Annotated in this window: 28 protein-coding genes and 1 tRNA gene; 12 read left to right on the top strand and 17 right to left on the bottom strand. The window is 69.1% G+C overall.

Annotated elements, in window-relative coordinates:
* Positions 1-32: 32 nt before the first annotated feature.
* Positions 33-1,115 (bottom strand): NfeD family protein, encoded by a 1,083-nt coding sequence (locus tag VHC63_02610; protein HVV35467.1) that lies wholly within the window; start codon positions 1,113-1,115, stop codon positions 33-35.
* Between the two features lie 149 nt (positions 1,116-1,264).
* Here VHC63_02610 and VHC63_02605 point away from each other — a divergent pair, with 149 nt between their 5' ends.
* The 5 genes from VHC63_02605 (at position 1,265) to VHC63_02585 (ending at position 4,657) form a co-directional block, all read left to right on the top strand.
* Positions 1,265-2,167 carry an ArsA family ATPase gene (locus VHC63_02605; protein HVV35466.1) on the top strand — a complete coding sequence of 301 codons (903 nt, stop codon included), beginning with the start codon at positions 1,265-1,267 and terminating at the stop codon, positions 2,165-2,167.
* Positions 2,164-3,219 carry an ArsA-related P-loop ATPase gene (locus VHC63_02600; GenBank protein HVV35465.1) on the top strand — a complete coding sequence of 352 codons (1,056 nt, stop codon included), beginning with the start codon at positions 2,164-2,166 and terminating at the stop codon, positions 3,217-3,219. The genes VHC63_02605 and VHC63_02600 overlap by 4 nt, the downstream gene beginning before the upstream one ends.
* A 17-nt stretch (positions 3,220-3,236) precedes the next feature.
* Complete coding sequence (locus VHC63_02595) at positions 3,237-3,650, top strand: response regulator (GenBank protein ID HVV35464.1); 414 nt, start codon at positions 3,237-3,239, stop codon at positions 3,648-3,650.
* A gap of 39 nt (positions 3,651-3,689) precedes the next feature.
* A tRNA-Pro gene (locus VHC63_02590) sits at positions 3,690-3,766 on the top strand.
* Between the two features lie 42 nt (positions 3,767-3,808).
* On the top strand, positions 3,809-4,657 hold the full coding sequence (locus VHC63_02585; GenBank protein HVV35463.1) for a hypothetical protein: 849 nt from the start codon (positions 3,809-3,811) through the stop codon (positions 4,655-4,657).
* On the opposite strand, the gene VHC63_02580 is transcribed toward VHC63_02585, so the two are convergent.
* The 3 genes from VHC63_02580 to VHC63_02570 are packed head-to-tail and all read right to left on the bottom strand — an operon-like array spanning position 4,621 to position 7,305.
* Positions 4,621-5,643, bottom strand: a complete 1,023-nt coding sequence (locus tag VHC63_02580) for a DUF2804 domain-containing protein (protein ID HVV35462.1) — start codon at positions 5,641-5,643, stop codon at positions 4,621-4,623. The two genes, VHC63_02585 and VHC63_02580, sit on opposite strands and share 37 nt — an antisense overlap.
* Positions 5,640-6,332 carry an alpha/beta fold hydrolase gene (locus VHC63_02575; protein HVV35461.1) on the bottom strand — a complete coding sequence of 231 codons (693 nt, stop codon included), beginning with the start codon at positions 6,330-6,332 and terminating at the stop codon, positions 5,640-5,642. The genes VHC63_02580 and VHC63_02575 overlap by 4 nt, the downstream gene beginning before the upstream one ends.
* Positions 6,333-6,336: 4 nt before the next feature.
* A complete protein-coding gene (locus VHC63_02570) occupies positions 6,337-7,305 on the bottom strand; it encodes a D-2-hydroxyacid dehydrogenase family protein (protein HVV35460.1) in 969 nt (322 codons plus the stop codon).
* 26 nt (positions 7,306-7,331) lie between these two features.
* Between VHC63_02570 and VHC63_02565 the strand changes: the two genes are divergently transcribed.
* Complete coding sequence (locus tag VHC63_02565; GenBank protein HVV35459.1) at positions 7,332-8,264, top strand: family 43 glycosylhydrolase; 933 nt, start codon at positions 7,332-7,334, stop codon at positions 8,262-8,264.
* Here the strand turns inward: VHC63_02565 and VHC63_02560 are convergent.
* Genes VHC63_02560 through VHC63_02545 form a run of 4 tightly spaced genes read right to left on the bottom strand, consistent with a single transcriptional unit; the run spans position 8,209 to position 12,810 of the window.
* Positions 8,209-9,798 (bottom strand): L,D-transpeptidase family protein, encoded by a 1,590-nt coding sequence (locus tag VHC63_02560; protein HVV35458.1) that lies wholly within the window; start codon positions 9,796-9,798, stop codon positions 8,209-8,211. The two genes, VHC63_02565 and VHC63_02560, sit on opposite strands and share 56 nt — an antisense overlap.
* A 2-nt stretch (positions 9,799-9,800) precedes the next feature.
* Entirely contained in the window at positions 9,801-10,565 is a 765-nt protein-coding gene (locus VHC63_02555) for an alpha/beta hydrolase (protein ID HVV35457.1), read from the bottom strand.
* Positions 10,566-10,581: 16 nt separating this feature from the next.
* Complete coding sequence (locus VHC63_02550) at positions 10,582-11,595, bottom strand: aspartate-semialdehyde dehydrogenase (protein HVV35456.1); 1,014 nt, start codon at positions 11,593-11,595, stop codon at positions 10,582-10,584.
* Positions 11,596-12,810 (bottom strand): aspartate kinase, encoded by a 1,215-nt coding sequence (locus VHC63_02545; GenBank protein HVV35455.1) that lies wholly within the window; start codon positions 12,808-12,810, stop codon positions 11,596-11,598.
* A 71-nt stretch (positions 12,811-12,881) separates the two neighbouring features.
* On the opposite strand from VHC63_02545, the gene VHC63_02540 reads away from it, so the two are divergent.
* Positions 12,882-13,679 carry a peptidylprolyl isomerase gene (locus VHC63_02540; protein HVV35454.1) on the top strand — a complete coding sequence of 266 codons (798 nt, stop codon included), beginning with the start codon at positions 12,882-12,884 and terminating at the stop codon, positions 13,677-13,679.
* Positions 13,680-13,681: 2 nt separating this feature from the next.
* Positions 13,682-14,230, top strand: coding sequence for a peptidylprolyl isomerase (locus VHC63_02535; GenBank protein ID HVV35453.1), 549 nt, complete (start codon positions 13,682-13,684; stop codon positions 14,228-14,230).
* On the opposite strand, the gene VHC63_02530 is transcribed toward VHC63_02535, so the two are convergent.
* Both VHC63_02530 and VHC63_02525 read right to left on the bottom strand, forming a co-directional pair.
* Positions 14,214-14,882, bottom strand: coding sequence for a Type 1 glutamine amidotransferase-like domain-containing protein (locus VHC63_02530; GenBank protein HVV35452.1), 669 nt, complete (start codon positions 14,880-14,882; stop codon positions 14,214-14,216). The two genes, VHC63_02535 and VHC63_02530, sit on opposite strands and share 17 nt — an antisense overlap.
* Positions 14,879-15,346 (bottom strand): hypothetical protein, encoded by a 468-nt coding sequence (locus VHC63_02525; protein ID HVV35451.1) that lies wholly within the window; start codon positions 15,344-15,346, stop codon positions 14,879-14,881. Before VHC63_02525 ends, VHC63_02530 begins: the two co-directional genes overlap by 4 nt.
* 39 nt (positions 15,347-15,385) lie before the next feature.
* Between VHC63_02525 and VHC63_02520 the strand changes: the two genes are divergently transcribed.
* Positions 15,386-16,234 (top strand): 3-hydroxybutyryl-CoA dehydrogenase, encoded by an 849-nt coding sequence (locus VHC63_02520; GenBank protein ID HVV35450.1) that lies wholly within the window; start codon positions 15,386-15,388, stop codon positions 16,232-16,234.
* Between the two features lie 55 nt (positions 16,235-16,289).
* On the opposite strand, the gene VHC63_02515 is transcribed toward VHC63_02520, so the two are convergent.
* Both VHC63_02515 and VHC63_02510 read right to left on the bottom strand, forming a co-directional pair.
* Positions 16,290-16,736, bottom strand: coding sequence for a hypothetical protein (locus VHC63_02515; protein ID HVV35449.1), 447 nt, complete (start codon positions 16,734-16,736; stop codon positions 16,290-16,292).
* Positions 16,737-16,759: 23 nt separating this feature from the next.
* The gene (locus tag VHC63_02510; protein HVV35448.1) at positions 16,760-17,260 is read right to left on the bottom strand and encodes a hypothetical protein; all 501 of its coding nucleotides are present in this window, start codon (positions 17,258-17,260) and stop codon (positions 16,760-16,762) included.
* 35 nt (positions 17,261-17,295) lie between these two features.
* On the opposite strand from VHC63_02510, the gene VHC63_02505 reads away from it, so the two are divergent.
* Entirely contained in the window at positions 17,296-19,245 is a 1,950-nt protein-coding gene (locus tag VHC63_02505; GenBank protein ID HVV35447.1) for a protein meaA, read from the top strand.
* A 31-nt stretch (positions 19,246-19,276) separates the two neighbouring features.
* Here the strand turns inward: VHC63_02505 and VHC63_02500 are convergent, their stop codons facing one another.
* The gene (locus VHC63_02500) at positions 19,277-19,990 is read right to left on the bottom strand and encodes a DUF4389 domain-containing protein (GenBank protein ID HVV35446.1); all 714 of its coding nucleotides are present in this window, start codon (positions 19,988-19,990) and stop codon (positions 19,277-19,279) included.
* An 85-nt stretch (positions 19,991-20,075) separates the two neighbouring features.
* Between VHC63_02500 and VHC63_02495 the strand changes: the two genes are divergently transcribed.
* The gene (locus VHC63_02495) at positions 20,076-20,510 is read left to right on the top strand and encodes a nitroreductase/quinone reductase family protein (protein HVV35445.1); all 435 of its coding nucleotides are present in this window, start codon (positions 20,076-20,078) and stop codon (positions 20,508-20,510) included.
* Here the strand turns inward: VHC63_02495 and VHC63_02490 are convergent.
* Genes VHC63_02490 through VHC63_02475 form a run of 4 tightly spaced genes read right to left on the bottom strand, consistent with a single transcriptional unit; the run spans position 20,497 to position 25,346 of the window.
* A complete protein-coding gene (locus VHC63_02490) occupies positions 20,497-22,557 on the bottom strand; it encodes a hypothetical protein (GenBank protein HVV35444.1) in 2,061 nt (686 codons plus the stop codon). The two genes, VHC63_02495 and VHC63_02490, sit on opposite strands and share 14 nt — an antisense overlap.
* Positions 22,558-22,590: 33 nt before the next feature.
* A complete protein-coding gene (locus tag VHC63_02485) occupies positions 22,591-23,592 on the bottom strand; it encodes a metallophosphoesterase (GenBank protein ID HVV35443.1) in 1,002 nt (333 codons plus the stop codon).
* Between the two features lie 12 nt (positions 23,593-23,604).
* On the bottom strand, positions 23,605-23,790 hold the full coding sequence (locus VHC63_02480) for a hypothetical protein (GenBank protein ID HVV35442.1): 186 nt from the start codon (positions 23,788-23,790) through the stop codon (positions 23,605-23,607).
* The gene (locus tag VHC63_02475; GenBank protein ID HVV35441.1) at positions 23,790-25,346 is read right to left on the bottom strand and encodes an acyl-CoA carboxylase subunit beta; all 1,557 of its coding nucleotides are present in this window, start codon (positions 25,344-25,346) and stop codon (positions 23,790-23,792) included. Before VHC63_02475 ends, VHC63_02480 begins: the two co-directional genes overlap by 1 nt.
* 24 nt (positions 25,347-25,370) lie before the next feature.
* Between VHC63_02475 and aat the strand changes: the two genes are divergently transcribed.
* Positions 25,371-26,060: a leucyl/phenylalanyl-tRNA--protein transferase gene (gene aat / locus VHC63_02470; GenBank protein HVV35440.1), complete on the top strand. Its 690-nt coding sequence runs from the start codon at positions 25,371-25,373 to the stop codon at positions 26,058-26,060.
* Position 26,061: the final 1 nt, after the last annotated feature.

Below are 26,061 nucleotides of genomic sequence, written 5' to 3'. Positions count from 1 at the left end.
AGCTAAACCCCAGATACCGTCGTTACAAGGCCTCATGTCGATGACTTTGAACGCTCTCTATAGTCTTTCGCACCGCCTTCTTCCGGTTCGACGTCCAGCACGAGCCCGTCGATCCCGATCACCCGAATGGCGCCGCCCTCCGGTATCGGGGTGGCCCGGTTCGTGCGCGCCCGCCACGTGCCGCCGCGCACGCTGACGACGCCGTCGGGCGCCAGTTCCCCGACCGCGGTACCGAGCTCGCCGATGAAGCTCTCGCGGCCGATCGTCGGGCTCGAAAAGCGAGCGCGGATCAGCGACGGCAAGCCGGCGAGCACGAACGCCGCGGTCAGGCCGACGACGCCGATGAGCCAGGGCAACGGCACGCTCATGCCGTCGCGGTACAAGTCGATCGAGCCGGCGAGAAAGCAGACCGAGCCGATGACGGTCCAGGCGCGGGGGGCGCCGGCCTGCACGTCGATGGCGAAGCCGAACACGCCGAAGGTGAGCAGTCCGACACCGACACCGTGGAGGGGGAGGCCGCCGAGGCCGAGGGCGCCCAGCGCCAGGAAGATCGCGGCCGTGGCCGCGGCGAGGCCGACACCGGCGGTGGCGAACTCGAGCAGCGCCAGCAGCAGCCCGAACACGAACAGCGCGTAGGCCGGGCCGGGACTCGTGACGCCGTGGATCGTGCGGGCGGTGAGCGACGGCTTGGCGAAGCGCACGGTGATGACGGGCTCGCGGTGCGGCGTCTTCTCGCCCTTGGGGTGCACCACCTTGGTCGGGATCGTGATGCCGGCGTGACCGTCGAGGCCGATGATGAAGTCGCCCAGCGTCGGCGAACGCAGGTCCACGTGCGTCCCCGCGGGGACGTGCGCGCCGGGGGCGGCACCGACTACGTCGGCCAGCGCCAGCACCGGCGCGACCGACGGCGCGACCCGTGCGGACTTACCGGGGCCGACCCAGATGGCCACCGGAACGTCGGCGCCATCGAGCACGTCATCGGCGATGGCGCGCGACGAGCTCAACTGGATCACGAGTGCGGCCGCGTGCTCGTGCTCGGCGTCGCGGATCGAGTGCTGCAAGAAGTCGGCCTGGACGCGGTCGAACAGTCCCGAGATCTGGATGACGCGCACCACGGGCCGGTTCGTCTCGGCCCGCGCGGGTACTGCAAGTAGCAAGAGGGCAATTGCGGCTAGCAACGCTCCGACTACCCTGCGCATGCGATCTCCTGAGACGGTCTGAAAGGAAACGAGTGGACACTGCCGGGTTCTGCAAACAGGCCCGAGTGCTCATCGTCGCCGGGAAGGGCGGCGTCGGCAAAACCACGGTGGCCGCGACCCTCGCACAAATGGCCGCCGATGCCGGTTTGCGGGCCCTCGTCGTCGAGATCGAAGGCAAGAGCGGCCTGGGCGCCGCCTTCGGCAGTTCCGACGCCCTGGACTACGAGGAGCGGGAGCTGGCGCCCAACATCCGGGCCCGCACCGTCACGCCGGACTTCGCGCTGATCGAGTACCTCGAGGACCACGGGCTGCGCCGCGTCGGCAAGCGCCTGGCGAAGTCGGGCGCGCTGGAGGTGGTGTCGTCGGCGATACCGGGGATCAAGGACATCCTCGTGCTCGGCAAGGTGAAGGCGCTCGCCCGTGAGGATCCGGCCGACGTGATCATCGTCGACGCCCCGGCCGCCGGACACGCCATCACGTTTCTGGCGTCGGCGCGCGGGCTGCTCGACGCGGTGCGCGTCGGGCCCATCGTCGACCAAGCACGCGACGTCAACGACATGCTGACCGACGCCGGCAAGTGTCAGGTGATCCTGGTGACGCTGCCGGAGGAGACACCGGTCAACGAGGTCGTCGAGACCGCCTTCGCCCTCGAAGATCGCGTCGGCATCAAGCTGGCGCCGCTGGTCGTCAACGGCGTGTATCCGGTGCTCGACCTCGACATGGGAGCGATCGCCCGGGAGGGCGTTGACGGCAGCGACGCCGAGAACCTGCGCGCCGCGGCGGAGTTCCGGCTGCACCGCCAGGCGCTGCAGGCCGAGCAGATCACGCGCTTGCGCGACGCGCTGCCGCTGCCGCAACTCGTGCTGCCCCAGCTGTTCACCTCGGCGCTTGGTCCGACCGAGCTCCGCACGCTGGCGGCGGCAATGGCCGACCAGGTGGCCCACCTTCCCGCGGTCGGCGCGGCATGAGTTCGGTCCACGACCTAGCGACGCAGCGCAACGTGATCGTGTGCTGCGGCTCCGGCGGCGTCGGCAAGACGACCACCGCGGCCGCGCTGGCGGTCGAAGCCGCGGCGCGCGGGCGCCGGGCGTGCGTCGTCACCATCGACCCGGCGCGCCGGCTCGCCGACGCGCTCGGGCTCGGCGAACTGACCAACGAGCCGCGCCAGGTGCAGGGCGACTGGCCGGGCGAGCTGTGGGCGCTCATGCTCGACACCAAGACGACCTTCGACGCGATCGTGGCGAAGTACGCGTCGTCACCCGAGCAAGCCGAGCGCATCATCGCCAACCGGCTGTACCGCAACATCTCGGGAGCGCTGTCGGGCACGCAGGAGTACATGGCGATGGAGAAGCTGCACGAGCTCCACTCGACGGGACGCTTCGACGTGATCGTGATCGACACGCCACCGACGCGCAACGCCCTCGACTTCCTCGACGCGCCGCGCCGTATCACGCGCTTCTTGGACAACCGGCTCTTCCGTCTGCTCGTGATGCCGACGACGTCGTACCTGCGCGCCGTGAGCGCGGCGACCCAGCGCATCCTGCGCACGATCGCCCGCGTCGTGGGCGCCGAAGTCGTTGACGACGCCGTCGCCTTCTTCGAAGCGTTCGAAGGCATGGAGCAGGGCTTCCGCGACCGCGCCCAGGCGGTGCAGGCGTTGCTGGCCGACGACGCCACCGCGTTCGTCGTCGTCGCTTCGCCCCGCCGCGACGCGACGCAGGAAGCGGTGTTCTTCGCCGACAAGCTGGTGGAGTCGGGCCTCGGCGTCGACGCCGTGATCGTCAACCGCATGCAACCGGCCTTCGGCGAGCGCGATCCGTGGCTGCCCGAGAACGCCTCCGAGGCGCTGCAACTCCTGGCGCGGAACCGCAACGACTTCGCCGCCCTCGCCCAGAGCGAGCACAAGGAGCTCGGCGCGCTCGAAGCGGCCGCCCAGGGCGCACCCGTCGCCCACGTGCCGATCTTCAAGGGCGACGTGCACGACCTGTCGGGTCTCGACGCCGTCCGCGCCCACCTGTAGGCCCTACGATCCAGCCCGTGCCACTGATCCTGGTTGCCTCCGACGCCGCCTTCGTCCGCGACGAGGTCATCGCCGCGCTCGCCGGCGACTACGAAGTCATCGCCGTGGGCGGCGGCCGCGACGTGCGCCCGGCGCTCGAGCAATACAACGTCGACCTGGTCATCGCCGACATGCAGATGGGCTCGATGGGCGGCATCGCCGCCACCATGGACATCCGCCTCGAGGAGGGCGCCGGCCGCATCGGCCACGTCGCCGTCCTCCTGCTGCTCGACCGCCGCGCCGACGTGTTCATGGCCCGCCGCGCCGGCGCCGACGGGTTCCTGGTCAAGCCGCTATCGCCGCTCAAGCTGCGCCGCGCCGTCGCCGCGCTCCTCGCCGACGGGAGCTACGAGGACACGGCGCATACGCCCAATCCCGTCCTATCGAAGTAGGGCTCGCCGCCGTCTGCGGCTACTCTGTCGGCCCCACACCGGGTGGTGGCTCAGCTTGGTAGAGCGCTGCGTTCGGGACGCAGAGGTCGGGAGTTCAAATCTCCCCCACCCGACCAATTCTTCGGCGGCGGAGAGACCCAGTCCTCCAGCAGTTCGGTGTGCAAACCCGCGGCCTGCATGGCGTTGACGAAGGCGGCGAAGTCGGCGGCGAACGTCGAGCGGAAGTGCATGAGCACGATGTCGCCGGGCCGCAGGTGCGGGGCCAGCTGGTACTGCACGGCGCCGCCGTCGACCTTGGCGATCCAGTTCACGACGGCGCGCATGCCGCAGGCGGCTGCCGCGCGTTGGGTGTCGGTGTTGTAGGCGCCGCCCGGCGGGCGGAACAGGATCGGGCGGCGGCCGAACTCCTGCTGCTCGAGGTCGGCCATGCCGCAGATCTCCTGCTTCTGCTGCGCGTAGGTGAGCGTGCGCATGTTCGGGTGCGTCACCGTGTGGTCCTCGACGAGGCTGCCCGCACGCGTGAAGTCGACAAAGAACCCCGGGTTGTTGTGGATGAACAAGTTGGCGAGGAACAGCGACGCCCGCACCCGGTTCTGCTGCAGCAGCGCAAGCTCGAGGGGTTGCTTCACCAAGCCGTCGTCGATGGTGAGGAACACGACGGGCTGAGTCGTCTTGATGCGCGATATCACCGGCGCGAGGCCGGCCTCCACCGGCGGGATGGAGGCGTCGGGGTGAGCGACGGGAAACAGCGTCGTCGTGGTCGTGGCGATCAACGCCGCGGCGTTGGCGCGCGGCTCGAGGGCGTGCGCACCGCCGCCGGCCGAACCGGGCTGGAGCACGGCTACGACCAACAGCGCGGCGACGATGCCGATGGTCGCGCCCGCGCGCGAAGGTCTAGGGAAGTGATGGGTCGGGGTCCCCACGCCTCCAAGTGTGCCTTAGCACAAGCAACCATTTCCATTGGGGATGGTCACCAGCGCTGGCGCGCCTCCTCGGCGAACCCCTGAAGACCTGCGAATTCGACGGCGACGCCGTCGTCGGTGACGACACGCCCGGCCCACGTGCCGAATACCTGATGCGTCTCGCTGCCGCGCTTGCGACCCACCGATTCCGAGTGCTTGTCGAACCGCGGCGTCAGCGTCACGTCGAGTTGGCCGCCTGGATCGTGGACGCGCCACGGCCGCATCGGCTCGTCCCAGCTGTAGTCCCACGCCAACTCGTTGCCGAGCTTCGACAGGCGACCGTCGACGATGACGCCGTTCTCGGTGAAGCCGGTGCCTTGCGTCCACTTGGCGCCGAACTGGAGACCGACGACGAAGTCGCCAGCGCGGCCGGCACCCCCGCCCCAGTTCCAGACGATCTCGGATGGCCAGCGGCCGCGGCCGACGTCGAGCACGCCCCACGCGTCGGCGTCGTCGCCGATGACCCACGTGCGATCGCCGACGCGCAACTCACCGGTCGCGGGCCGCGCCTGGTGCTTGGAGGTGAAGTTGAACGTGTCGTCGCTCCACGGGATGACCACGTTCAGCGACTCGTGATCCGGGGGCCGCGCCACGAGAACGTCGAGGTGACCGGCGCGGCCGTCGCGCTCGGTCCAGTGCGCGAACAGTCGCGTGCCAGCGGCGTCGTCGGTGAATGCGAGCTCGAAGTGCTCGTGCGCAATGACGAGCGGCGCGGTGCCCGGCACCTCGGGCAGCACGAACCCCTCGCCGCCGCGCGCGCCGGTCGCGCCACCGCCGCGCTCGCCGGTGGCGAGGTCGCACCAGTACACGTCGGCGAGCCCCACGTAGTCGACGTTCGAATACACCGTCGAGACGATCAGATCGCCCGCCAGGACGGCCCAGTAGTCCCAGCGCTTGTTGCGGCCGAACGCGCCGTCGAGATTGCAGCGGTGCAACGGCCGGCGCGACCAGCCCCGCGCGGCGGGATTGAGCGCGGCACCGTCGGGCGTGCACAGGTCGACGGGTTCGGTGAGTTCGGGCTCGTGCGTCACGGGGCGAGACGAAGGAGGATGTCCGCCAGCGTCTCGGGGTGCGACAGCATCGGGCTGTGACCCGAATCCATCGTGATCGGTCCGCAGCCGAGGCGCTCGCGGGCGATGCGCTGCGACCACTCCGGGTTCACGATGCGGTCGTGCGCGCCAACGACCGACGCGAACTGCGTCTCGGGCCACGCGGCGTCGGGACTGACATCGGCCCACAGCGACCGCTGCGGACGCAGCCGGGCGATGGCAGCGTCGGCGACGTCGGGGGCGCAGTCGTGATACAGCGCTCGGCGCGCGCACTGCTCGCTGAAGATAAAGGTGCCGTTCTCCTGCATTTCGATATCGCCGTCTTCGAGCGGCGCGTCGCGGTCGGCGTCGAGTCCCGCCAGGTCGGCCAGCGACTTGCCCGGCATGCCGACGATCCCCGCGAGGAAGACGACGGCGCGCACAGCGCGGCGCGACGCGACCGCCGGCACCGTGAGCCCACCGAGCGAGTGACCGACGAGCATGACGTCGTCGGCGGCCGGATCGATCGCACCCAGGACGACCTCGACGTACTCGGCGAGCCCGGCGGACGGATCGTCGCAGGGCAGCTCGGGCGCGACGACGGCGTGGCCGCGCTCGGCGAGCAGCGGCGTCACCGACTCCCAACACCAGGGACCGTGGCATGCGCCGTGGACGAGAACGAACGTCGCCATCGGCTCAGCATGCCTCGGGATTGACGACGTTGGAAGGCGTTCCGGCGGCGAAGTCGTTGATCTGGTCGTAGATGTCGTTGAACTGGAGGTCCCACTCCTCGCGGGTGACGTAGCCGATGTGGGGCGTGGCGACGACGTTGGGCATCGACAGCAGCGGGTGGTCGACGTCGGTCATCGGTTCGTGCTCGAACACGTCGACCGCCGCCATGCCCGGCCGACCGGCGCGCAACCCGGCGACGAGCGCGCCGGGCACGATGAGCCCGGCCCGGCTCGTGTTGACCAGCAGCGCGCTGCGCTTCATGTGCGCCAAGTCGTCGGCGGACACGATGCCGCGGGTGGCGTCGACGAGGCGCAGGTGCAGGGTGACGATGTCGCTGCCGGCGAAGAACGCCGCTCGCGACGGGGGCACGTCGAAGCCGTCGGCGGCGGCGCGGGCCCGCGACTCTTCCCGACCCCAGAACACGACGGGCATGGCGAAGGCGCGGGCGTACTCGGCGATGACCTTGCCGATGCGGCCGTAGCCGTAGATCCCGAGCTGCTTGCCGCGCAGCGTCGAGCCCACGCCCGCCTGCCAGCGGCCGACCTTGAGCGAGTGCACCTGCTGGGGCAACTGGCGCATGGCGGCGAGGATCAGCGCCCACGTGAGCTCGGCGGTGGCGAACGACGGTGAGTCGGCGTGCATGTTCGACGACACGACGACGCCGCGGGCGGTGCACGCCGCGATGTCGATGTGGGGATACACGCTGCGCTGGCTGATTAGGCGCAGATTCGGCAAGCGGTCGAGTAGCTCGGCGGTGATGGCGGTGCGCTCGCGAATGAGCACGAGCGCTTCGACCTCCGCCAGCCGCTCGCCGAGCACGGTGACGTCGTCGACGTGGTCGTTCCACACCGTGACGTCGTGGCCGGCGAGCTTGGCGAAGCTCGGTAGGGTCCGCAGCGTGTCGAACCAGTCGTCGAGGATGGCTACGCGCACGCACCATGGTTAATACATCCCGACGCGTGGTCGCGGGCGAGTGGACGCACATCTACGACCCCTCGGTCGGCGAAACGGAGCAGTGGTACGTCAACGACCACACGGTGTTCCGCGATCGTTCCGGTACGTGGCATCTCATCGGCATCACGCATGCGGAGCCGTTCAAGCCGTTCGAGGAAGTGGACTTGTGCCACGCCTCCGCGCCATCGCTGCTCGGGCCGTGGACCAAGCACCCGCCGGTGCTGACGGCCGATCCGGCACTGGGCGAGAAGCACCTGTGGGCGCCGCACGTGATCGACCACGAGGGCCGCTACTGGATGTTCGTGTGCGGCGGCAGCACCGAAGGACCTGCGACATACCGCATCCAACTGGCAACGTCGGAGGACGGTCTCACCTGGACACGTCACGCGGCCAACCCACTGGTAGTCGACGGCTACGAGGCGCGCGATCCGATGGTGCTGCACGTCGACGACCGCTGGGTCATGTACTACACCGCCACGAGCGAACCCGGCGGCGGCCACCACGTGGTCATCGCTGCCGAGTCCGACGACTTGCTGCAATGGCGCGGCCGCCACGTCGTGTACCGCGACGAACTCGTCGGCACTGGCGGCGGGCCGACCGAGTCACCCTTCGTCGTCGCCCGCGACGGCATGTACTACCTCTTCATGGGGCCCGCCGACTTCGCATCGGCGATGGCGCGGCGCGTCGACTGGGCGACGGCCTATTCGTCCACCATCGTGCTCGCCAGCGACGACCCACTGCACTTCGACCGCGCCGACTGCGTAGGTGAGATCGCGGCGCACGCGTCCGAGGTCGTCGTCGATGAGAACGGCAGCGCCTGGATCACCCACTGCGGCTGGGGCCAGGGCGGCGTGTACGTCGCCCCGCTGTCGTTCGACGGCCCTACGAATGCACCCAGATCGCCGAACCCAATGGCGCGAGCCCCGCGTTCCAGATGAAGTCGATCGCGGAGTTCGACAACCGCACGCAGCCGTGCGACGCCGGATACGGCGGGATCGACGGTGAGCCGTGGATGGCGTGGCCTTCGGCCGTGAAGTACTTCGGCCGGTACATCTCGCCGAGGTGCGACGTGTGGTAGCCGTCGATCTGGCGGTCGAAGGTGAAATGCCCTTCGGGCGTGTACGCCGTGTAGGTGTGGCCGCCGTAGCTGTAGTGCCCGTTGCTGCCCGTCGAGGTGTTGAAGGCCCACAGGACGCGGCCGCCGCGGATGACGAGAAGCAACTGTCGCGCCTTGTCGACTTCCACCAGGTCTCCGGAGGTGCTCGCGGCGGTCACGCGCGCGCCGCGGTTGAGCGCGGGTAGGTCTTCGGGGCCGATCTTGCCGTCACGGGGCAGGCCATTGGCCTTCTGGAACGCCCACACGGCCTGCTGCGTCGTCGAGCCGAAACTTCCGTCGACGCCGGGCAACCAGAAGCCCATGTCGAGCAGGCGCTGCTGGAGCGCGGCGACGTCCGCGCCGGAGCTGCCGACCCCGAGCACCTGTTGGATGAAGTGCGGCACCCCGGCGCCCGTCACGATGCTGTTGTTGCCGACCGCCACGTTGACGCCGCCGCCGAACCCCGGGTCGTAGGCGAAGAACCCGCCGCCCTGCGCCGCGCCGTTCTGGTCGAACACGCGCACGTGCGGGCCGCCGCCGGGGCCGGCGCCGGTCACGACCGCCGGCTGCAACCCGAGCGTGCCCGCGGCGACGGTGACGCCGCCACTGAAGCTCGGGTCGTAGGCCATCCACTCGGCGGTCACGTTGCCGTTGGGGTCGAACACGCGCACGTGCGGGCCGCCCATGGTGAAAGGCCCGGTGACGATGTGGCCGTTGCCCACGGCGACGTTGACGCCGCCGGTGAAGTTCGGGTCATACGCCATCCACTCCCGCTGCACGTGACCCGACGCGTCGAACACGCGCACGTGCGGACCACCGGCGAATATCGGCGCGGTCACGACGCTGGCGGCACCGAGGGCGCCGTTGAGTTGGCCGGCGGCGACGTGCACGCCCCCCGTGAAGCCGGGGTCATACGCCATCCACTCGCGCTGCACGTTGCCCGCTCCGTCGAACACCCGCACGTGCGGCCCGCCGCCGAAGCCCGCGCCCGTCACGATGTTGCCGTTGCCCCCGCCGGTCACGTTCGCCACGGCGACCGACACGCCACCGCGGAAGCCCTGGCTGTACGCGTCGAACTGGGTCAGGAGCTGCCCGTCGGTCGACCACACGCGCACGAGCGGCTCCATGCCGGGGCCCGCTCCGGTGACGATCTCGGGGGCCGGACCACCGGTGACATCACCCACGGCGACGGACACGCCGCCGCTGAAGCCGGGGTCGTAGGCGAAGAACCCGCCACCGATCGCGTCGCCGTTGGGCGAGAACGTCCGCACGTGCGGACCGCCGCCGGGCGGCACCTCGATCCAGGTGGCCCGGGCCGCCGCCGCCAACCCGACCGTCGCGAGAGCTACTGCAATGAGGACCGCTGCCTTCTTCACGGTTACAGACTGATCCGTACGAAGCGCTCGAGCATGGCATTCACCTGATCGGGCACCTCGAGCTGGTTGAAATGTCCGGCTCCGAGCGTTTGGCCGATGAGGACGTTCGGGTTGATGCGCTTCATTTCGAGCGCGTCGTTGACGGGACCGTCGGAGCCGATCGACGCGATCGGGCACTGCACGGCGGCGAGCGCGGCGGGGCCGTCGAAGTCGAGGAGGCTGGCGATCGCCGGGCCGGCGACTTCCTGCGGCGCGACCGCCATCGCTTCGGCGATCGCCGCCTTGCGCGCCGCGTCGTCGGTCGCCATGAACATCATGTCGACTAGCCCGGCGCGCGCCGCGGCTCCGTCGGGCGAGTTGACGGCACTGAAGGTCGCCTCGAGGATCGAGCGGATCGACTCGGGCCACACGAACGGGGCTGGGTCGACCATCAACGCGGCGGCGACCTTGTCGGGATAACTCGCCGCCAGCGCGCACGTGATCACGCCGCCGAGTGAGTGGCCCACCACGATCGCCGGGGCCAGGCCGAGTTCGTCGATCAGCGCCGCGAGGTCGCCGGCGAAGGCCGCGATCGAATAGTCACCGTCCTCGGCGAGCGGGCTCTTGCCGTGACCGCGCAGGTCGACGGCGACGGCGCGGGCGTTGGCGCCGAAGTGGTCGTACTGCGGTTTGAAGAACGAGCGATCGCACGTCCAGCCGTGCACGAAGAGGTACGCGGGAGTCCCGCGGTGACCGTTGTCGTCATACGAGAGCGCCACGTTCGCCATACGGCGAACTATCGCGCTACCGGGAGGCCAGCCGCTCGGCGATCTGCACGGCGTTGAGCGCCGCGCCCTTGCGCAGGTTGTCGTTGCTCAAGAACAGCGCGATGCCGTTGCGCCCGCCGGGGTCACGCCGCACCCGGCCGACGTAGGTCGGGTCCTTGCCGGCCGCCATGAGCGGCGTGGGCATGTCGACGAGTTCGACGGCGGTGGTGTTGGCCAGGACCTCCCGCGCCCGCTCCGGCGTGAGCTCGCGTGCGAACTCGGCGTTGATCGTCATCGAGTGGCCGGTGAAAACGGGCACGCGCACGCACGTGCAGCTGACCAGCAGATCCGGGATGCCGAGGATCTTCTGGCTCTCGTCGCGGAACTTCTTCTCTTCGTTGGTCTCGTCGTCTACGAGCGAACCGGCGATCGGCAGCACGTTGAACGCGATGGGGCCCAGGTACGGGCCGAAGTCGGGGAACTCCAGGGCGTCGCCGTCGAAGGCGAGCGCCGCTGACGCCGGGCCGAGCTTGGTCACCTGCTCCTCGAGAGCGGCGACGCCGGCGGGGCCGGTGCCCGATACCGCCTGGTACGTCGACACGACGAAGCGCGTCAGGCCCGCCTCGACGTGCAGCGCCTTGAGGACGGGCATCGCCGCCATGGTCGTGCAGTTCGGGTTGGCCACGATGTTCTTCGGGATCGACGCCAGCGCGTCGTCGTTCACGTCGGCGACCACGAGCGGCACGTCAGGGTCCATGCGGTACGCCGACGAGTTGTCGATGACGATCGCGCCGGCGGCCGCGACCTTGGGCGAGATCTGCTTCGACGCCGTGGCGCCGATCGAGGACAGCACGAAGTCGAGGCCGGTGTAGTCGGCGGTGTCGGCGTCTTCGACGGTGTACTCGGTGTCGCCGACGGTGAGCTTGCGCCCGGCGCTGCGCGCCGAGGCGAACAGCCGGATCTCGTCGGCCGGGAAGTTGCGCTCGGCCACGAGCTTGCGGGCGAGCGTGCCGACCTGGCCCGTCGCACCGAGGATGCCGATCCGCGCCATTTACGCCACGTCCAGTTTGAAGGCTTCGTGCAGTTTCACCACTGCATCTTCCACTTGATCTTGGCGCACCACGCAGGAGATTCGAATGGCGGAGGTCGAGATCATCTCGATGTTGATGTCGTTGGCCGCCAGCGTCTCGAACATCGTCGCCGCCACACCGGGGTGCGTCTTCATGCCGGCGCCGATCAGCGACACGCGGCCGATCTGCTGATCGGCGGCGACGTCGCCACCGCCGACCGCCGCGGCGACGTCGTTGGCCACCTTCAACGCGGTGTCGACGTCTTCGGCCGGCGTCGTGAAGGAGATGTCGGTCGTGCCGTCGTGGCTGACGTCCTGCACGATCATGTCGACGTTCACGCCGTTGTCGGCGAGGGCCCGGAACAGCCGCGCCGCGATGCCGGGGGCGTCGGGCACCGCATTCACCGTGACCTTGGCTTCGGACAGGTCGTGGGTGACGGCGGTGATGATGGCGTGTTCCATGGTGGGGTCCTCCTCGGCGACCCAGGTGCCCGGCTCCCACGTGAAGGCCGAGCGGATGTGGAGCGGGACGTGGTGCGTGCGGGCGAACTCGACGGAACGCATGGCCGGCTTGGGGCAACCCGTCGCCGTCATCTCGAGCATCTCGTCGAAGCTCAGGCGCGGCATCCGACGCGCGGACGGGACGATGCGCGGGTCGGCGGTGAACACGCCCGACACGTCGGTGTACAGCTCGCAGGAGTCGGCGTTGAGCGACGCCGCCAGCGCGACAGCCGTCGTGTCCGAGCCGCCGCGGCCGAGGAACGTGATCTCGCGGGCCGTCGACATGCCCTGGGCCCCGCCGACGACGGGCACCCGCCCGGAGCTGATCGCCTCGACGAGGCGCTCGGGGCGGACCTCGAGGATCTTGGCGTTCTGGTGCTCGGTGTCGGTGATGAAGCCGGCCTGACTGCCGGTGAAGCTCTGCGCCGGGCAGCCCATCTCTTCGAGCGCCATCGTCACCAGCGCCGTGGCCTTGCGCTCACCGGCGGTGATCAGCATGTCCATTTCGCGGCCCGACGGCTTCTTGGCGACCTCGCGGGCGAGGCGTAGCAGGTCGTCGGTTTCCTTGCCCATGGCCGACACGACGATGACGACGTCGTGCTGCCGGCGCGTGCGGGCGACGTTCTCCGCCACCTCGCGAATGCGCTCGGGATCGGCGACGGAGGTGCCGCCGTACTTCTGGACGACCAAAGACATGGGGTTTAAGGCTACCGGCCTACCGGGCCCGCCTTCGAAGTCGATTTGAGCGTCGGCTAGCTTTCGACGCCGTGCCCAGCGACAAACGACAGCGCCAGCGCGAAAACACCCGGGCCCGCCAGCAGGCGATGGCCGCGGCCGCGCAACGACAGAAGCGCCGGACTCAGATCATCGTCGCCGTCGTGGCGGTCGTGCTCGTCGGCGCCGCGCTCGCCTACGCCATGAAGGGCGGCGGCAGCGACAACAACTCGACGGCGACCGCCACGACGACGACAACAGCAAAACCACTCAAGGGCAACGCCGACGTGTGTCCTCCGGCGAAGGGCACAGCGAAGCGCTTCACCGTGTTCGACCACGCGCCGATCATGTGCATCGACCCGGCCAAGAAGTACACGGCCGCGATCAAGACCGACGCCGGCACGATTACCGTCGACCTCAACGCCGAGGCGGCGCCGAAGACGGTCAACAACTTCGTGTTCCTGGCCCGCAACCACTTCTTCGACGGGATCATCTTCCACCGCGTGATCCCCGATTTCATGGACCAGACCGGTGACCCGCAGGGCAACGGCACGGGCGGCCCCGGCTATCAGTTCGAAGACGAGATCCCCGACGGCTACGTCTACACCGACGGCGACGTCGCCATGGCGAACTCAGGCCCCAACACCAACGGCTCGCAGTTCTTCCTCGTGGCGTCGGACAACGGCGCCCAGACGTTGCTGAGTGCGGTCGGCGGGGTACCCAAGTACTCGCCGTTCGGCCACGTGACCGCCGGCCTGTCCGTCGTCAAGAAGATCAACAAGGACGGCTCGGGCAGCGGCGAACCCAATGTCGAGCACCACATGATTTCCGTCACCATCACCGAGGAGTAGCGATGTCCGATTTTCCCGCCGACCACCTTTCGGAGCGGACGACGCAGTTCTCCGCCGAGCCGCCCATGGGCATCGACCCCAACAAGCGCTACACCGCGGTGATCTCGACGTCGAAGGGCGACATCACCGTCGCCCTCGCGCCCGAGCGCGCGCCGAAGACGGTCAACTCGTTCGTGTTCCTTGCCCGCCACAACTACTTCGACGGGCTCAACTTCCACCGCATCATCCCCGGCTTCGTGCTCCAGGGGGGCTGCCCCGAGGGATCGGGGCGCGGCGGGCCCGGCTACCGCTTCGACGACGAGTTGCCGCCCGCCGGGCGTTACGAGCTCGGGTCGCTGGCGATGGCGAATGCCGGCCCCAACACGAACGGCTCGCAGTTCTTCATCATCAGCGGCCAAGACGGTGTTCGCCTGCCACCGCAGTACTCGCTGTTCGGTCAGGTGATCCAGGGCCTCGACGTCGTCAAGACGATCAACGACCTGGGGACGGGCTCCGGCACCCCGAAGGAAGAAGTCAAGATCAACTCCATCCGGATCACGGAAGCCGACTGAGAGGCACTTCGGCGCCGTCGACGTAGACGGTGGCGGCGCCGACGCCGAGCACCGACCACTCGCCCGTCGGGGAACGCAGCGCGGCGGTGGCCTCGTCGACGGCGACCAGCGGCAGTCCCTTGGTCGCCAGCTGGATCGTCCGTCGTTTGGTTTCGTGGTGCCAGTCCTGCGTCTTGGTCATCGCCGCCAGCGACGGGATAAGCCCGAGTCCCAGGGTGAAGGCGCCGCCGCGAGGATCGACCATCGGGTCGCCGAGGATCATGGCGCCCGCACCGGTGCCGGCGACGGCCGCACCGTCGTTCCACGCTTCGACCAGCGCGTCCCACCACGGCGTGTCCTTGAACACCGACCGTGCGTGCAGGGGGGAGCCGTCGCCGAAGTAGACGAGCTTGGCGGCGCGCACTGCCTTGACCGCCGCCTTGTCCATCGCCGCGCTCCGCCCGTAGACGTCGGCCGACTTCACCTTCGCTCCGAGTTCTCCGAAGTATGCGGCGGCGGCCGCTACGACCTTCTGCGGCTGCTCGTAGGCGGCGGCCGTCGCGACCACGAGCACCTCTTTGGCGCCCGATTCCTTGAGCAACAACTCGTCGATCGGACGCGTGCCGTCGGTCCATTCCTGACCGCCCACCAACGCCAGCCAACCAGTCGTCACGACGCCACCTCGTTGCGCACTTTGCGAATTGCCACGACCGATACTGCTTGACGCAGCAGGGGCGGCGCGCCATCGAGGGCGAACCGGTCGCAGTCGGTGATGGCGAAGCCGTTCTTGCGCAGGACGTCGACGATGTCGCGGTCGGGGTGGCACTGGCGCGCCACCCGCCGCCACGCGGGCGACGCCGCGTCCTGCACGCGGCCGCGCCAACCCGTCGCCCGCACGTGTTCGAGCGCGAGGAATTGCCCGTCGGGCGCCAGCAGCTCCTTGACCCGGAGCAGCGCCGAGTACACGTCGTCGACACGGCACAGTTCCAGCACCGACACGACGGTGTCGTACGCGTGCAGCGGCAGGTCCGAGTTGGTCAGCCAATCGCGGGGCTCGCCCAGTTCGAGCGTGCGGCCGCGGGCGCGGGCCACCAGCCGTTCGCGGCGAACACCGGGGTCGATGCGGGGGTGATCCACCCCGGGGAAGCTAGCTACCGCCGAGTAACGTCTGCCGCCATGACGATCAATCGTGTCGGTGTTGTCGGTTCCGGAATCATGGGCTCGGGGGTGGCCGAAGTGGCCGCCAAAGCCGGCCACGAGGTGATCCTGCGCAGCCGCAGGCAGGAGACGGCCGACGCCATGGTGGCGTCACTCGAGAAGTCGCTGGCCAAGCAGGTCGACCGCGAGAAGATCACGGCCGAGGACCGCGACGCCACGCTGGCGCGCGTCACCGCCACGTCTGACCTGCACGCGCTCAAGGACTGCGATCTGGTGATCGAGTCCGTCGTGGAGGACCTGGCGGTCAAGAAGGAACTGTTCAACGAGCTCGACCGCCTCGTGCAGGACAGCGCCATCCTCGCTACCAACACGTCGACGCTGTCGGTCATCGACCTCGCCATGGAGACGGGCCGGCCCGAGCGCGTGTGCGGCATCCACTTCTTCAATCCGGCCACGGCGATGAAGCTCGTCGAGGTCGTGCGCCCCCTGACGGCGAGCGACGAGACGATCGCCGAGGCGCTCGAGTTCGCCAAGAAGTGCGGCAAGGCACCGGTCACGGTGAAGGACGAGGCCGGCTTCATCGTCAACGCTCTGCTGTTCCCGTACCTCAACAACGCGGTGAAGATGCTCGAGCGCGGCGTCGCTTCGGCCGAGGACATCGACTCGGCGATGCAGGGCGGCTGCAACTTCCCGATGGGTCCCCTGGCACTGCTCGACCTCGTCGGCCTCGACACCAGCCTGTCGATCCTCGACGCCCTCTACGCCGAGTTCAAGGACCCGAACTACGCGGCAGCGCCGACGCTGCGTCGCCTGGTGAGCGCGGAGCGTCTCGGCCGCAAGTCGGGCGAGGGCTTCTACACCTACTAATGCACGTTCTGTGAAGGAGTCTCCGTGCTGTGCACGGGAATTCCTTCACAGAAGGTCAGTGGGGGTGGGCGGCGCGCTCGGCGTCGGCCTGGCGCTGCGCCTCGGCGCGCTGGCGCTCGGCATCGGCGCGGGCGTCGGCCGCCTGCTTTTCGGCGTCGGCCTTCTGCTGCGCGGCGTCGGCCTCGGCCTCCTCACGCTGCTCTTCGGCCGCCTGACGAGCCTGGTCGGCCTGGTCCTGGGCGTCGCCCACGGCGCCGCTGACATCGGGGGGCTCGGGCGTGTCGACGTGGGGCTGAGTGGTGGGAGTGCTCGGGATAGACGTCGGCGGGATCGTCGGCGTCGTCGGCTGCGTGACCGTCGGGATCGTCGGCATCGCCGGCTGGTCGGTCGCGGCGTTGGACAACGACAGCGTCGGCGTCCCGGTGGCGAAGTACGCCAGGATCATGGCGAGAGCGGCGCCGCCGACCCAACCGAAATGAATACGTTCCCTGAGCCACTGCATGGCGGCGAAGAGTAGTAGCGGGACTAGTCGGCGGAGGAATACGACGACGCCGATGCCGAATTTGTCTCGGCGCGCGTCTGGGCGTCCTGCGACTGCTGGGCGGCGTGCGCCTTGGCCTGATCGGCCTGCTGCTGCGCCTGCTCCACCGCCTGCTCGGCGCGCAGCCGGGCGGCGTCGACGGCGGCCTGCGCCCGCGCCTTGGCGGCGTCGGCCATGGCCTTGGCGCGTGCTCGTGCACTGGCAGCGGGGTCGACAACCGGTGCGGCCTTCGTCGACAGAGCATTCGGCGCCGCGATCGCGGGGGCGGCGCCGCCTCCATCGCCCAGGACGACCTTCGACTCGCTGTGCCCGACGCCGTACTCGACGTTGCCGCCGGTGTTCTCGATCGAAATGCCCGGCCCGCTCGCAGTGGCGGTGCCGGTGTTGACGGCGGCGTCGGCCTCGAGGGCGGCCAGTGGTGACGCCGCGACGGCGGCAACCGCCAGTCCCCGGACGACCATCTTGACCCGACCCGTACTGCGCATACGGGCAAGCGTACAGAAAAGTGAAAATATTGGCTATGGCCGATCGCCCCTGGGTCATGCGCACGTATTCCGGTCACTCGACGGCCAAGGCGTCGAACGAGTTGTACCGGACCAATCTGTCGAAGGGCCAGACCGGCTTGTCCGTCGCCTTCGACCTGCCTACACAGACCGGCTACGACCCCGACGCCCCCGAAGCCACGGGCGAGGTCGGCAAGGTCGGTGTCCCCGTCGTCCACCTCGGACACGTGGAGCAGCTGTTCGACCAGATCCCCCTCGACGAGCTGACCACGTCGATGACGATCAACGCGCCGGCGTCGTGGCTGCTGGCGCTGTATGTCGCCAATGCGGAGAACCGCGGCATCGACCCGGCGGTGCTCGGCGGCACGACGCAGAACGACATCATCAAGGAGTACTTGTCACGCGGGACCTACATCTTCCCGCCCGAGGCGTCGCGGCGGCTCACCGTCGATACCATCGCCTACACCGTGCGCCACGTGCCGCGCTGGAACCCGATCAACGTCTGCAGCTACCACCTGCAGGAGGCGGGAGCGACGCCCGTTCAGGAGCTGGCCTTCACCATGGCGACGGCGATCGGCGTGCTCGACGCCGTGCGCGAGTCGGGTCAGGTGACCGAAGAGGAACTGCCGAAGGTCGTCGAGCGCATCAGCTTCTTCGTCAACGCCGGCATCCGCTTCATCGAAGAGGTGTGCAAGATGCGCGCCTTCGGCATCTTGTGGGATCGCATCACGCGGGAGCGATACGGCGTCGAGGACCCCAAGGCGCGTCGCTTCCGTTACGCGGTGCAAGTGAACTCGCTCGGCCTCACCGAACAGCAACCTGAGAACAACGTGCAGCGCATCGTGCTCGAGATGCTCGGCGTGACGCTGTCCAAGGACGCCCGCACGCGCTCGTTGCAGCTGCCGGCGTGGAACGAGGCCCTCGGCCTCCCGCGGCCGTGGGATCAGCAGTGGGCGCTGCGCATGCAGCAGATCCTCGCCTTCGAGACCGACCTGCTCGAGTACGACGACATCTTCAACGGTTCGCACGTGATCGAGGCGCGCACGACGGAATTGGTCGACGCTGCCACCGCCGAACTCGACGAGATCCTCGCCCTCGGGGGCGCCTTCGAGGCGATCGAGGAGATGAAGGCGCGCCTGGTGCGGTCACAAGCGGCGCGGGCGCGCCGCATCGAAGTCGGCGAGCAAAAGGTCGTCGGCGTGAACTGCTTCACCGAAACCGCGGACTCCCCGCTTGAAGGCGAGGGCGCGATCTTGAAGGTCGACCCGGCCGTCGAAGTCGCGGCCAAGGAAGACCTGAAGGCCTGGAAGGCGGCGCGCGACAACGCGGCCGTCGAAGCCGCGCTGGCCGAGCTCAAGCGCGTCGCCGCCACCGACGAGAACATCCTCCCGGCGACGATCGCACTGGCCCACGCCGGCGGCACCACCGGTGAGTGGGGCGCCGCTTTGCGCGAGGTGTTCGGCGAGTACCGCGCCCCGACCGGCGTGGCGGGCGCCGTCGGCGGCCGCGGCGAGGAGATGGCCCCGACCGTCGCCAAGGTCAAGGCGCTCGCCGGCGGGCCGCCGCGGTTCCTCGTCGCCAAGCCCGGCCTCGACGGCCACTCCAACGGCGCCGAGCAGGTGGCCGTGGCCGCGCGCGACGCCGGCTTCGAGGTCGTGTACCAAGGCATCCGCCTCACCCCCCAGCAGATCGCGGATGCCGCCCGCGACGAAGACGTCGACGTGGTCGGTCTGTCGATCCTGTCGGGCGGTCACCTCGAACTCGTTCCCGAAGTGCTGCGCTTGCTGCGCGCCGAGGGCGTGGACGCGCCCGTGATCGTCGGCGGCATCATCCCCGACGAGGACGCCGCCAAGCTGCTCGAGAACGGCGTCGCGGCGGTGTACACGCCGAAGGACTACGCACTCGCCGAGATGATGGGCGAAGTCGTCGACCTCGTCGCCAAGTACCGCGCCACCAACGCCGCCTAGCGCGCAGGATGCGCCCGCCGGCGGTCCATAACTACGCCGCGAGTGACGACTTCGTGCCTCCGGTCGCAGGCGGTGGTGTCATCGTTCCGGGATCGGTGCCGCCGCCGTCGAGGCGGAACGGCGGGTACTCGTCGCGCATCAGTGAGACGTAGGCCAGCACGCGGAAACACCAGCGGTTGAGGCCCATGATGAGGTCGAACAGCGACTGCGGGTACTCGCGCTTCACTGCGTTGATGACGATGGCGACGAGCGACAGCAACGAAATGAGTCCCCCACCGCTGGCGGCGCGCCACCCTCCGTTCCAGCCCAAGCCCCAACCGCCCGCGAGCACGGCGACGATCAGGATGTGCGGGAGGGCCAGCAGCCACCACTTCACCAGCACGAGTCCCTGCGACAGGTGCTCGGGGTAGTCGACCGTGAAGTCGGCGGGATAGTCGGGATCGGGCTGGAGCGAGAACGGCGGGTACTGGTCGGTGCCGAACCCGCTGAGGGCGTAGTACGACACCCGCCAACTCCAGCGCATCACGCCGAGGTTGAAGTCGAAGATGCTGCGCGGGTAGCGCCCGGTGAAGAGGATGTTCACGCCGGCGACGATCGTGAGCACTGTCACTGCGATCCAGAGGAAGAAGAGCACGACGACGTGCGGGATCACGAGGATCCACTTGACGAGCCACAACCAGCGTCCCGGGTTGTCCAGGCGGGCGTCGAGGCGAGCGGGATAGGCGTTCTGCGCGTTCGCTTCCATGCACCCAGCCAACGCCGTGCGGACGCTCACGAGATAGGGCCGAACGGCCTGTTGTCGGGCGTCGTTGGGCGCCTAACCTGCCGCCATGGCCGACCGCCGAGACCCCGCCGCCAAAGTCGTCAACTTCCTGCACCGCAGTTTGTTCACCGCGACGCGGGGCAAGGTCGGCGGCAAGGTCATGAACATGGAGGCCGTGGTCCTTACGACGACCGGGCGCAAGACCGGCGAGAAGCGTCAGACGATGTTGACGGCGCCCATCGTCGACGGCGACACGATCTACCTTGTCGCGTCTTGGGGCGGCGGGCCCAAGCACCCGATGTGGTTCCTGAACCTTCAGGCCAACGCCAACGTCGAGATCACACGCCACGGCACCGACACCAAGCCGATGGTGGCCCGCATCCTCTCGCACGAGGAGAAGGAAGCGATCTGGCCGCGCATCACCTCCGCGTACAACGGCTACGCCGGCTATCAGGAAAAGACCGACCGCGACATCCCCGTCATCGAGTTCACGCCGGCGTAAGGCGGGCGCGCGCGTCGCCGTGGCACGCGTGCAGTGACATCGGGGCGTCGCGCACCCACAGACGCTCCACTTCGATGCCGTCCCACGCGTCGGGCATGGCGACGGGTCGCGCGCACCACGACGCCGGTTCGCCGGGACCCACCGCGATGCCGGGCAAGCCGTAGAGCAACGCCATGAGGAAGCCAGCCGCATTGGCGAGGAACGGTCCGCTCACGGGTTGTTCGGGGAACCGGTCGTGGCGGTACTCGTGCATCACGTTGAACCGCGACGAGCAGAACTTGGCGTAGCCCTCGTCGAACAGGCGCGTCGCCTCCGCCCGGTCGCCGGCGCGCGCCGCCCACGCGCCGAGGAGCGCGGAGAGCATCGGGCTGCCGACGTACTCGTCGGCCATGTCGAGGTAGAAGCGCAGGGTCGCCGCCTCGACCTCGGGATGCAACGTGTAACCGAGCGGGAAGACGCCAGCGAGCGCCGCCGGAGTCGCCCCCTTTTCCTCGTCGGGGTCGTAGCCGTCGTGGTCCACGACGACGTTGTCGCGCACGGGCAGCACGAGGCCGTCGCGCATCGAGCGCCACGCGGCGGGCGCGTCGACGCCAAGGCGCTCGGCGCACCACAGCGCGTCGTCGAGCGCCACGGTCGCGCTCATGTTCACGAAGGCGCTGTTGTCCGCCGGCTCCTTGCGCTCCGCGATCCCCATCGCCTCACGGATTTCCCAGCCCCGGCTGGTACGCACCGCGCGGCTGACCAACCAGTCGGCACATCCGGCCAGCACCGGCCACGCCTTGTCGCGCAAGAACACGTCGTCGCCCCGTGCATGCGCGAGTTGGGCGAAGGCGTGGGCGACGTCGGCCGACACGTGGTGCTCGTAGGCCGACGCCGTTCCGAGCGCTGGCGCGGCTTCCTCGCCTCGTGACGGGCTGGCCTCCCACGGGAACTGCACCCCGGTGTACCCGCCGAGGCGGGCGTTCTCGCGCGCGGCTTCGAGGCAGCGGGAGCGGAAGTCGAGCAGCGCCCGGGCGGCGGGTGGTGACGTCAGGGTGAGCGGCGCGACGATGAACGTGTCGACGTCCCACATCACGTGGCCGTAGTAGTAGTGGTAGCCGTACCACTGCGCCAGGCCGAACGGGTGCGTGCTGAGCGAGCCGGGATGCGTCGATGTGTGGACGTAGAAGAACGCGGCGTCGACCATTTCCTGCCAGCGCCGCTCGGCGCCGCTCAGGAACGGCCGCGCCAACCACAAGTCGGCCCACGCGGCGCGGTTGTCGGAGCGCAATTGCTCGAACCCGCGTCGGTGGGCCGTGGCCACCAGCCGCACCGCCTGACGGTGAGGTTGTGCATGGTTGGCGCTCGGCACGACGGCCGTGAGGTGACGCACCGTAAGTGGCTCACCGGCCGACAGGTCGGTGGCATACGTCGTGCGCAGCGGGCGGTTCCGGCTCTCGTCGCGGGTCTGTTGCGCGAACGGGTTCGAACACTCCGTCGACATCGCCAGACCGCACGTGGCCAACTCACCCAGGGTCGACCACAGCATCACGCCGTCGACCGAGTCGTCGCCCGCGCCCGGAACCGACGTCGACCGGTAGTACCAGCTGCCCGGAACGCCACTCGGATCGATCGTCGCGGTGAGCGCCACGCGTGCGTCGCGGTCGACCGACACTGTCGTCTCCTGGGCGACGACGGACGGTTGCGTGCGCGAGCAAAACGTCAGCACCTCGACGCGCACTTCGGCGTCACCGGCGCGCACGCGCAAACGCGACGTCAGTTCGCCACAGGAGAAGTCGTAGCGCTGGTCGACGATCTCGACGCGCCCGCCGTGGTGCGACAGGCGAAAGTCGTCGACCTGGATGTCGCCGGCGAGTGGGTACGGGATCGCTGGGACGCAGGCGATCCCGGTTTCGGGGTGTTCGCCCTCGAGTCCGCTCAGCGTCGCGAAGCCGGCACGCAGCGGGACGTCGCGCACCCGCAACCCGACCACGCCGTTGCTCAGATAGGCCGGGAGTAGGTCACCGTCGGGCTGCGTGACGGGAGCGGGGCTCAGCGGCACTGCCATAGAACACGCGTGCCCGCCGCGTGGCGCTTCTAGTCAGCAGACGACGAAGCAGCGGTCCTTCATCTCGCCGAACGAGTACTGCGGGTACAGGCCGCCGAACATCGCCCGCGTCCGCTCGGTCCACTCCAGTGCCTCGGACGACGCGATGCGGTGCATTACCTGGAGGATGCCGCCTTCGAAGACGCGGTACTCGGCCCACGCGCCGGGGAAGTCCTTGGTGGCCGACACTTCGACCCACGGCACCTGATCGGTCGATGGGATGAGTCGCACGCGGTTGCGGTGGGTGTGACCGGCGAAGTAGCCGCGCAGATTCGCATGACGGGTGAAGACGTCGACCAGCTGCTCGGAGTCGTCGGGCGAGATGCCGAAGTACGTCGGCTCGCGCGTCTTCGACGCCGGCGACCACACGTGATGGTGACCGAAGACGAGGACGGTCTGATCGGTGCGCGCTGCCAACTCGTCGAGCCATTCGAGCTGCGCCAGCGACACTTGGCCGGTGCTGTGGCGCGGGATGACGGTGTCGAGCACGGCGAGAGTGACGCCGGGCAGCACGACTTCGATCGGCGCGTCGGCGGCGAAGGTCTCGCCGAAGTAGCCGTCGTGGTTGCCGCGCACGTGGACGAGCCTGTCGCCGAAGGCGTGGCCGTAGCAGGCCATGAACTGGTCGTACTCGGCGATCGACCCGTGGGTCGTGAGGTCGCCCTTGGCCACGACGGCTGCCGGATCGATGGCGGCGATCTCGGCGACCGCTGAGGTGTTCATCGTCTCGGGGTACGGCGTTTCCCCCTCGTCCACCGACAGGATCGGGCCGAGGTCCATGCCCTCGATGACGCCGCACTCCGTCTCGCCGAAGTGCACGTCGTTGACGGTGGCGAACCGGCACAGCAACTCGCCGCCCGGGTGCGGCAGCGTGCGGCCCACGACGCCGTCGAAGTCGAACGCTGCGTCGGACGCCAGGTCGTCGTACCGGGTGACCTCGGTGCCGTCGAAGACGACGGCGGTCGACTCTGAGACCGTGGTGAGTTCAGGCGCCATAGAGGCGCCAACTTAGAACCGCGGGCGGGCGCGGTTGACCGGAACCGGCGCGTTCCAGTGCCGGCCGCTGAAACGCCATGACGGCGCCTCGTTCTCCTTGCGCCGCGGACCTGTCACGACGACGGCCCGGGGCCACACCGCGTCGACCGCCGCCACGATCACCGCCAGCACGTCAGAGGTCGGCTCTGAAATCGGCATTACAGCGGCGTGTTCCCGTGCTTGCGGTTGGGCAGTTCCTCGCGCTTGGAGCGCAGGAGGTTGAGGGCCCGGCACAACACGATGCGCGTCTCGGCGGGGTCGATCACGTCGTCGACGTAGCCGCGCTCCGCCGCGCCGTACGGGTTGACGTAGGTCTCGACGTAGTCGTCGACCAGCTCGGCCTTGCGCTTGACCGGGTCCTCGGCGGCGGCCAGCTCGCGGCGGTACAGCAGGTCGACGGCGCCCGATGGGCCCATGACCGCGAACTCCGCCGACGGCCACGCGTAGGCGAGGTCGCAGCCGATCGACTTGGAGTTCATGACGACGTAGGCGCCGCCGTACGCCTTGCGGGTGACGATCTGTACGCGAGGCACCGTCGCCTCGCAGTACGCGTAGAGCAGCTTGGCGCCGTGGCGGATGATGCCGCCGTACTCCTGCTCGGTGCCGGGCAGGAAGCCGGGCACGTCGACGAAGGTGACGAGCGGGATGTTGAAGGCGTCGCAGGTGCGCACGAAGCGGGCGGCCTTCTCCGACGAGTCGATGTCGAGGACGCCGGCAATGATCTGAGGCTGGTTGCCCACGACGCCCACCACGTGGCCGTCGATGCGGGCGTAACCACACACGATGTTCTTGGCCCACAGCGCGTGGTACTCGAAGAACTCACCGTCGTCGACGACCGACGCGATGACCTTCTTCATGTCGTAGGGCTGGTTCGAGTTCGGCGGCAGGATTTCGACGAGATCGTCGCAGCGACGATCGGGCGCGTCGCCGGGCGTGAAGTAGGGCGGCTCTTCGAGGTTGTTCGTCGGCAGGAACGACAGCAGGTAACGAACCTGGTCGAGGCACGCCTTCTCGTCGGGCGTCACGAAGGTGGCGACGCCCGACTTCGTGGCGTGCGTCATGGCGCCGCCCAGTTCTTCGAGGGTGACGTCTTCACCCGTCACCGACTTCACGACGTCGGGTCCGGTGATCGCCATGTGCGACGTGCCGTTGACCATGAAGATGAAGTCCGTCATCGCGGGGCTGTAGACGGCGCCGCCGGCGCACGGGCCCATCATCACCGAGATCTGCGGGATGACGCCCGACGCCGTGACGTTGCGGAAGAAGATGCCGCCGTACATGGCAAGCGACACGACGCCTTCCTGGATGCGGGCGCCGGCGCCGTCGTTGATGCCGATCATCGGCACGCCGACCGACGCCGCCAGGTCCATCACCTTGTGGATCTTCTCGGCGAAGACCTCGCCCAGCGCGCCGCCGAAAAGCGTGAAGTCCTGCGAGAAGACGCACACCCGGCGGCCGTCAATCGTGCCGAAGCCGGTGATGACGCCGTCGGTGTAGGGCCGCGTGTTCTCGATACCCATGCCGCTGGCGCGGTGGCGCGCCAGCATGTCGAGCTCTTGGAACGAATCGGGGTCGAGCAGGTACTCCACGCGCTCGCGCGCCGTCATCTTGCCCTTGCTGTGCTGGCGCTCGAGCTGGCGGGGTTCGGCGGGGTTGCGGGCCGCTTCCTTTCGCGCCGCGAGATCCTCCAGGCGCTCCGACATCGGATGTTCCATGCGGCGAGCGTAGAAGATGGAGTCGTGTCGACAACGAGCCGAGAACCGGTCGATCCCGGGCCGTGCCGGTGGGAACTGCCCGATCCGACCGACACCGATCACGTCGGCCTCGCCGGGGTCGGGGCCGATCTGGAGCCGTCGACGCTCATCGCCGCCTATCGCCGCGGCCTGTTCCCCATGCCGATCGGCGAGGGCCACCGGACCGGCATCGGCTGGTGGTCACCCGATCCCCGCGGCGTCATCCCGCTCGACGGGCTCATCGTCAGCCGGTCACTGCGCAAGGCGACGGCGCGTTTCGACATCCGCGTCGACACCGCCTTCGCCGAGGTCGTGCGGGCCTGCGCCGACCCACGCCGCGCCGGTGGGTGGATCAACGGCGCCATCGCCGAGGCCTACGGCGAGTTGCACCGCCTCGGCTGGGCGCACTCGGTCGAGGCGTGGACGGTCGCCACGGGCGAACTCGCCGGTGGGCTCTACGGCGTCGCCGTCGGCGGCCTGTTCGCCGGCGAGTCGATGTTCCACTGGCGCACCGACGCCTCGAAAGTCGCCCTCGTCGGTCTGGTCGAACGACTCGCGGCCGGTGGCGGGGTGCTGCTCGACTGCCAGTGGCAGACCCAGCATCTGATGTCGCTCGGGTGCGTCAACGTCCCCCGGCGCGAGTATCTGGAGCGCCTCCGCGAGGCGATCGAGCGGCCCCAATTGTCATTGGGGTGAG

The organism is Acidimicrobiales bacterium, assembly GCA_035546775.1.
Taxonomy (GTDB): domain Bacteria; phylum Actinomycetota; class Acidimicrobiia; order Acidimicrobiales; family JACCXE01; genus JACCXE01.
Note: the sequence above shows the minus strand (reverse complement) of the source record. Positions and strands in the feature narration are given on the sequence as shown.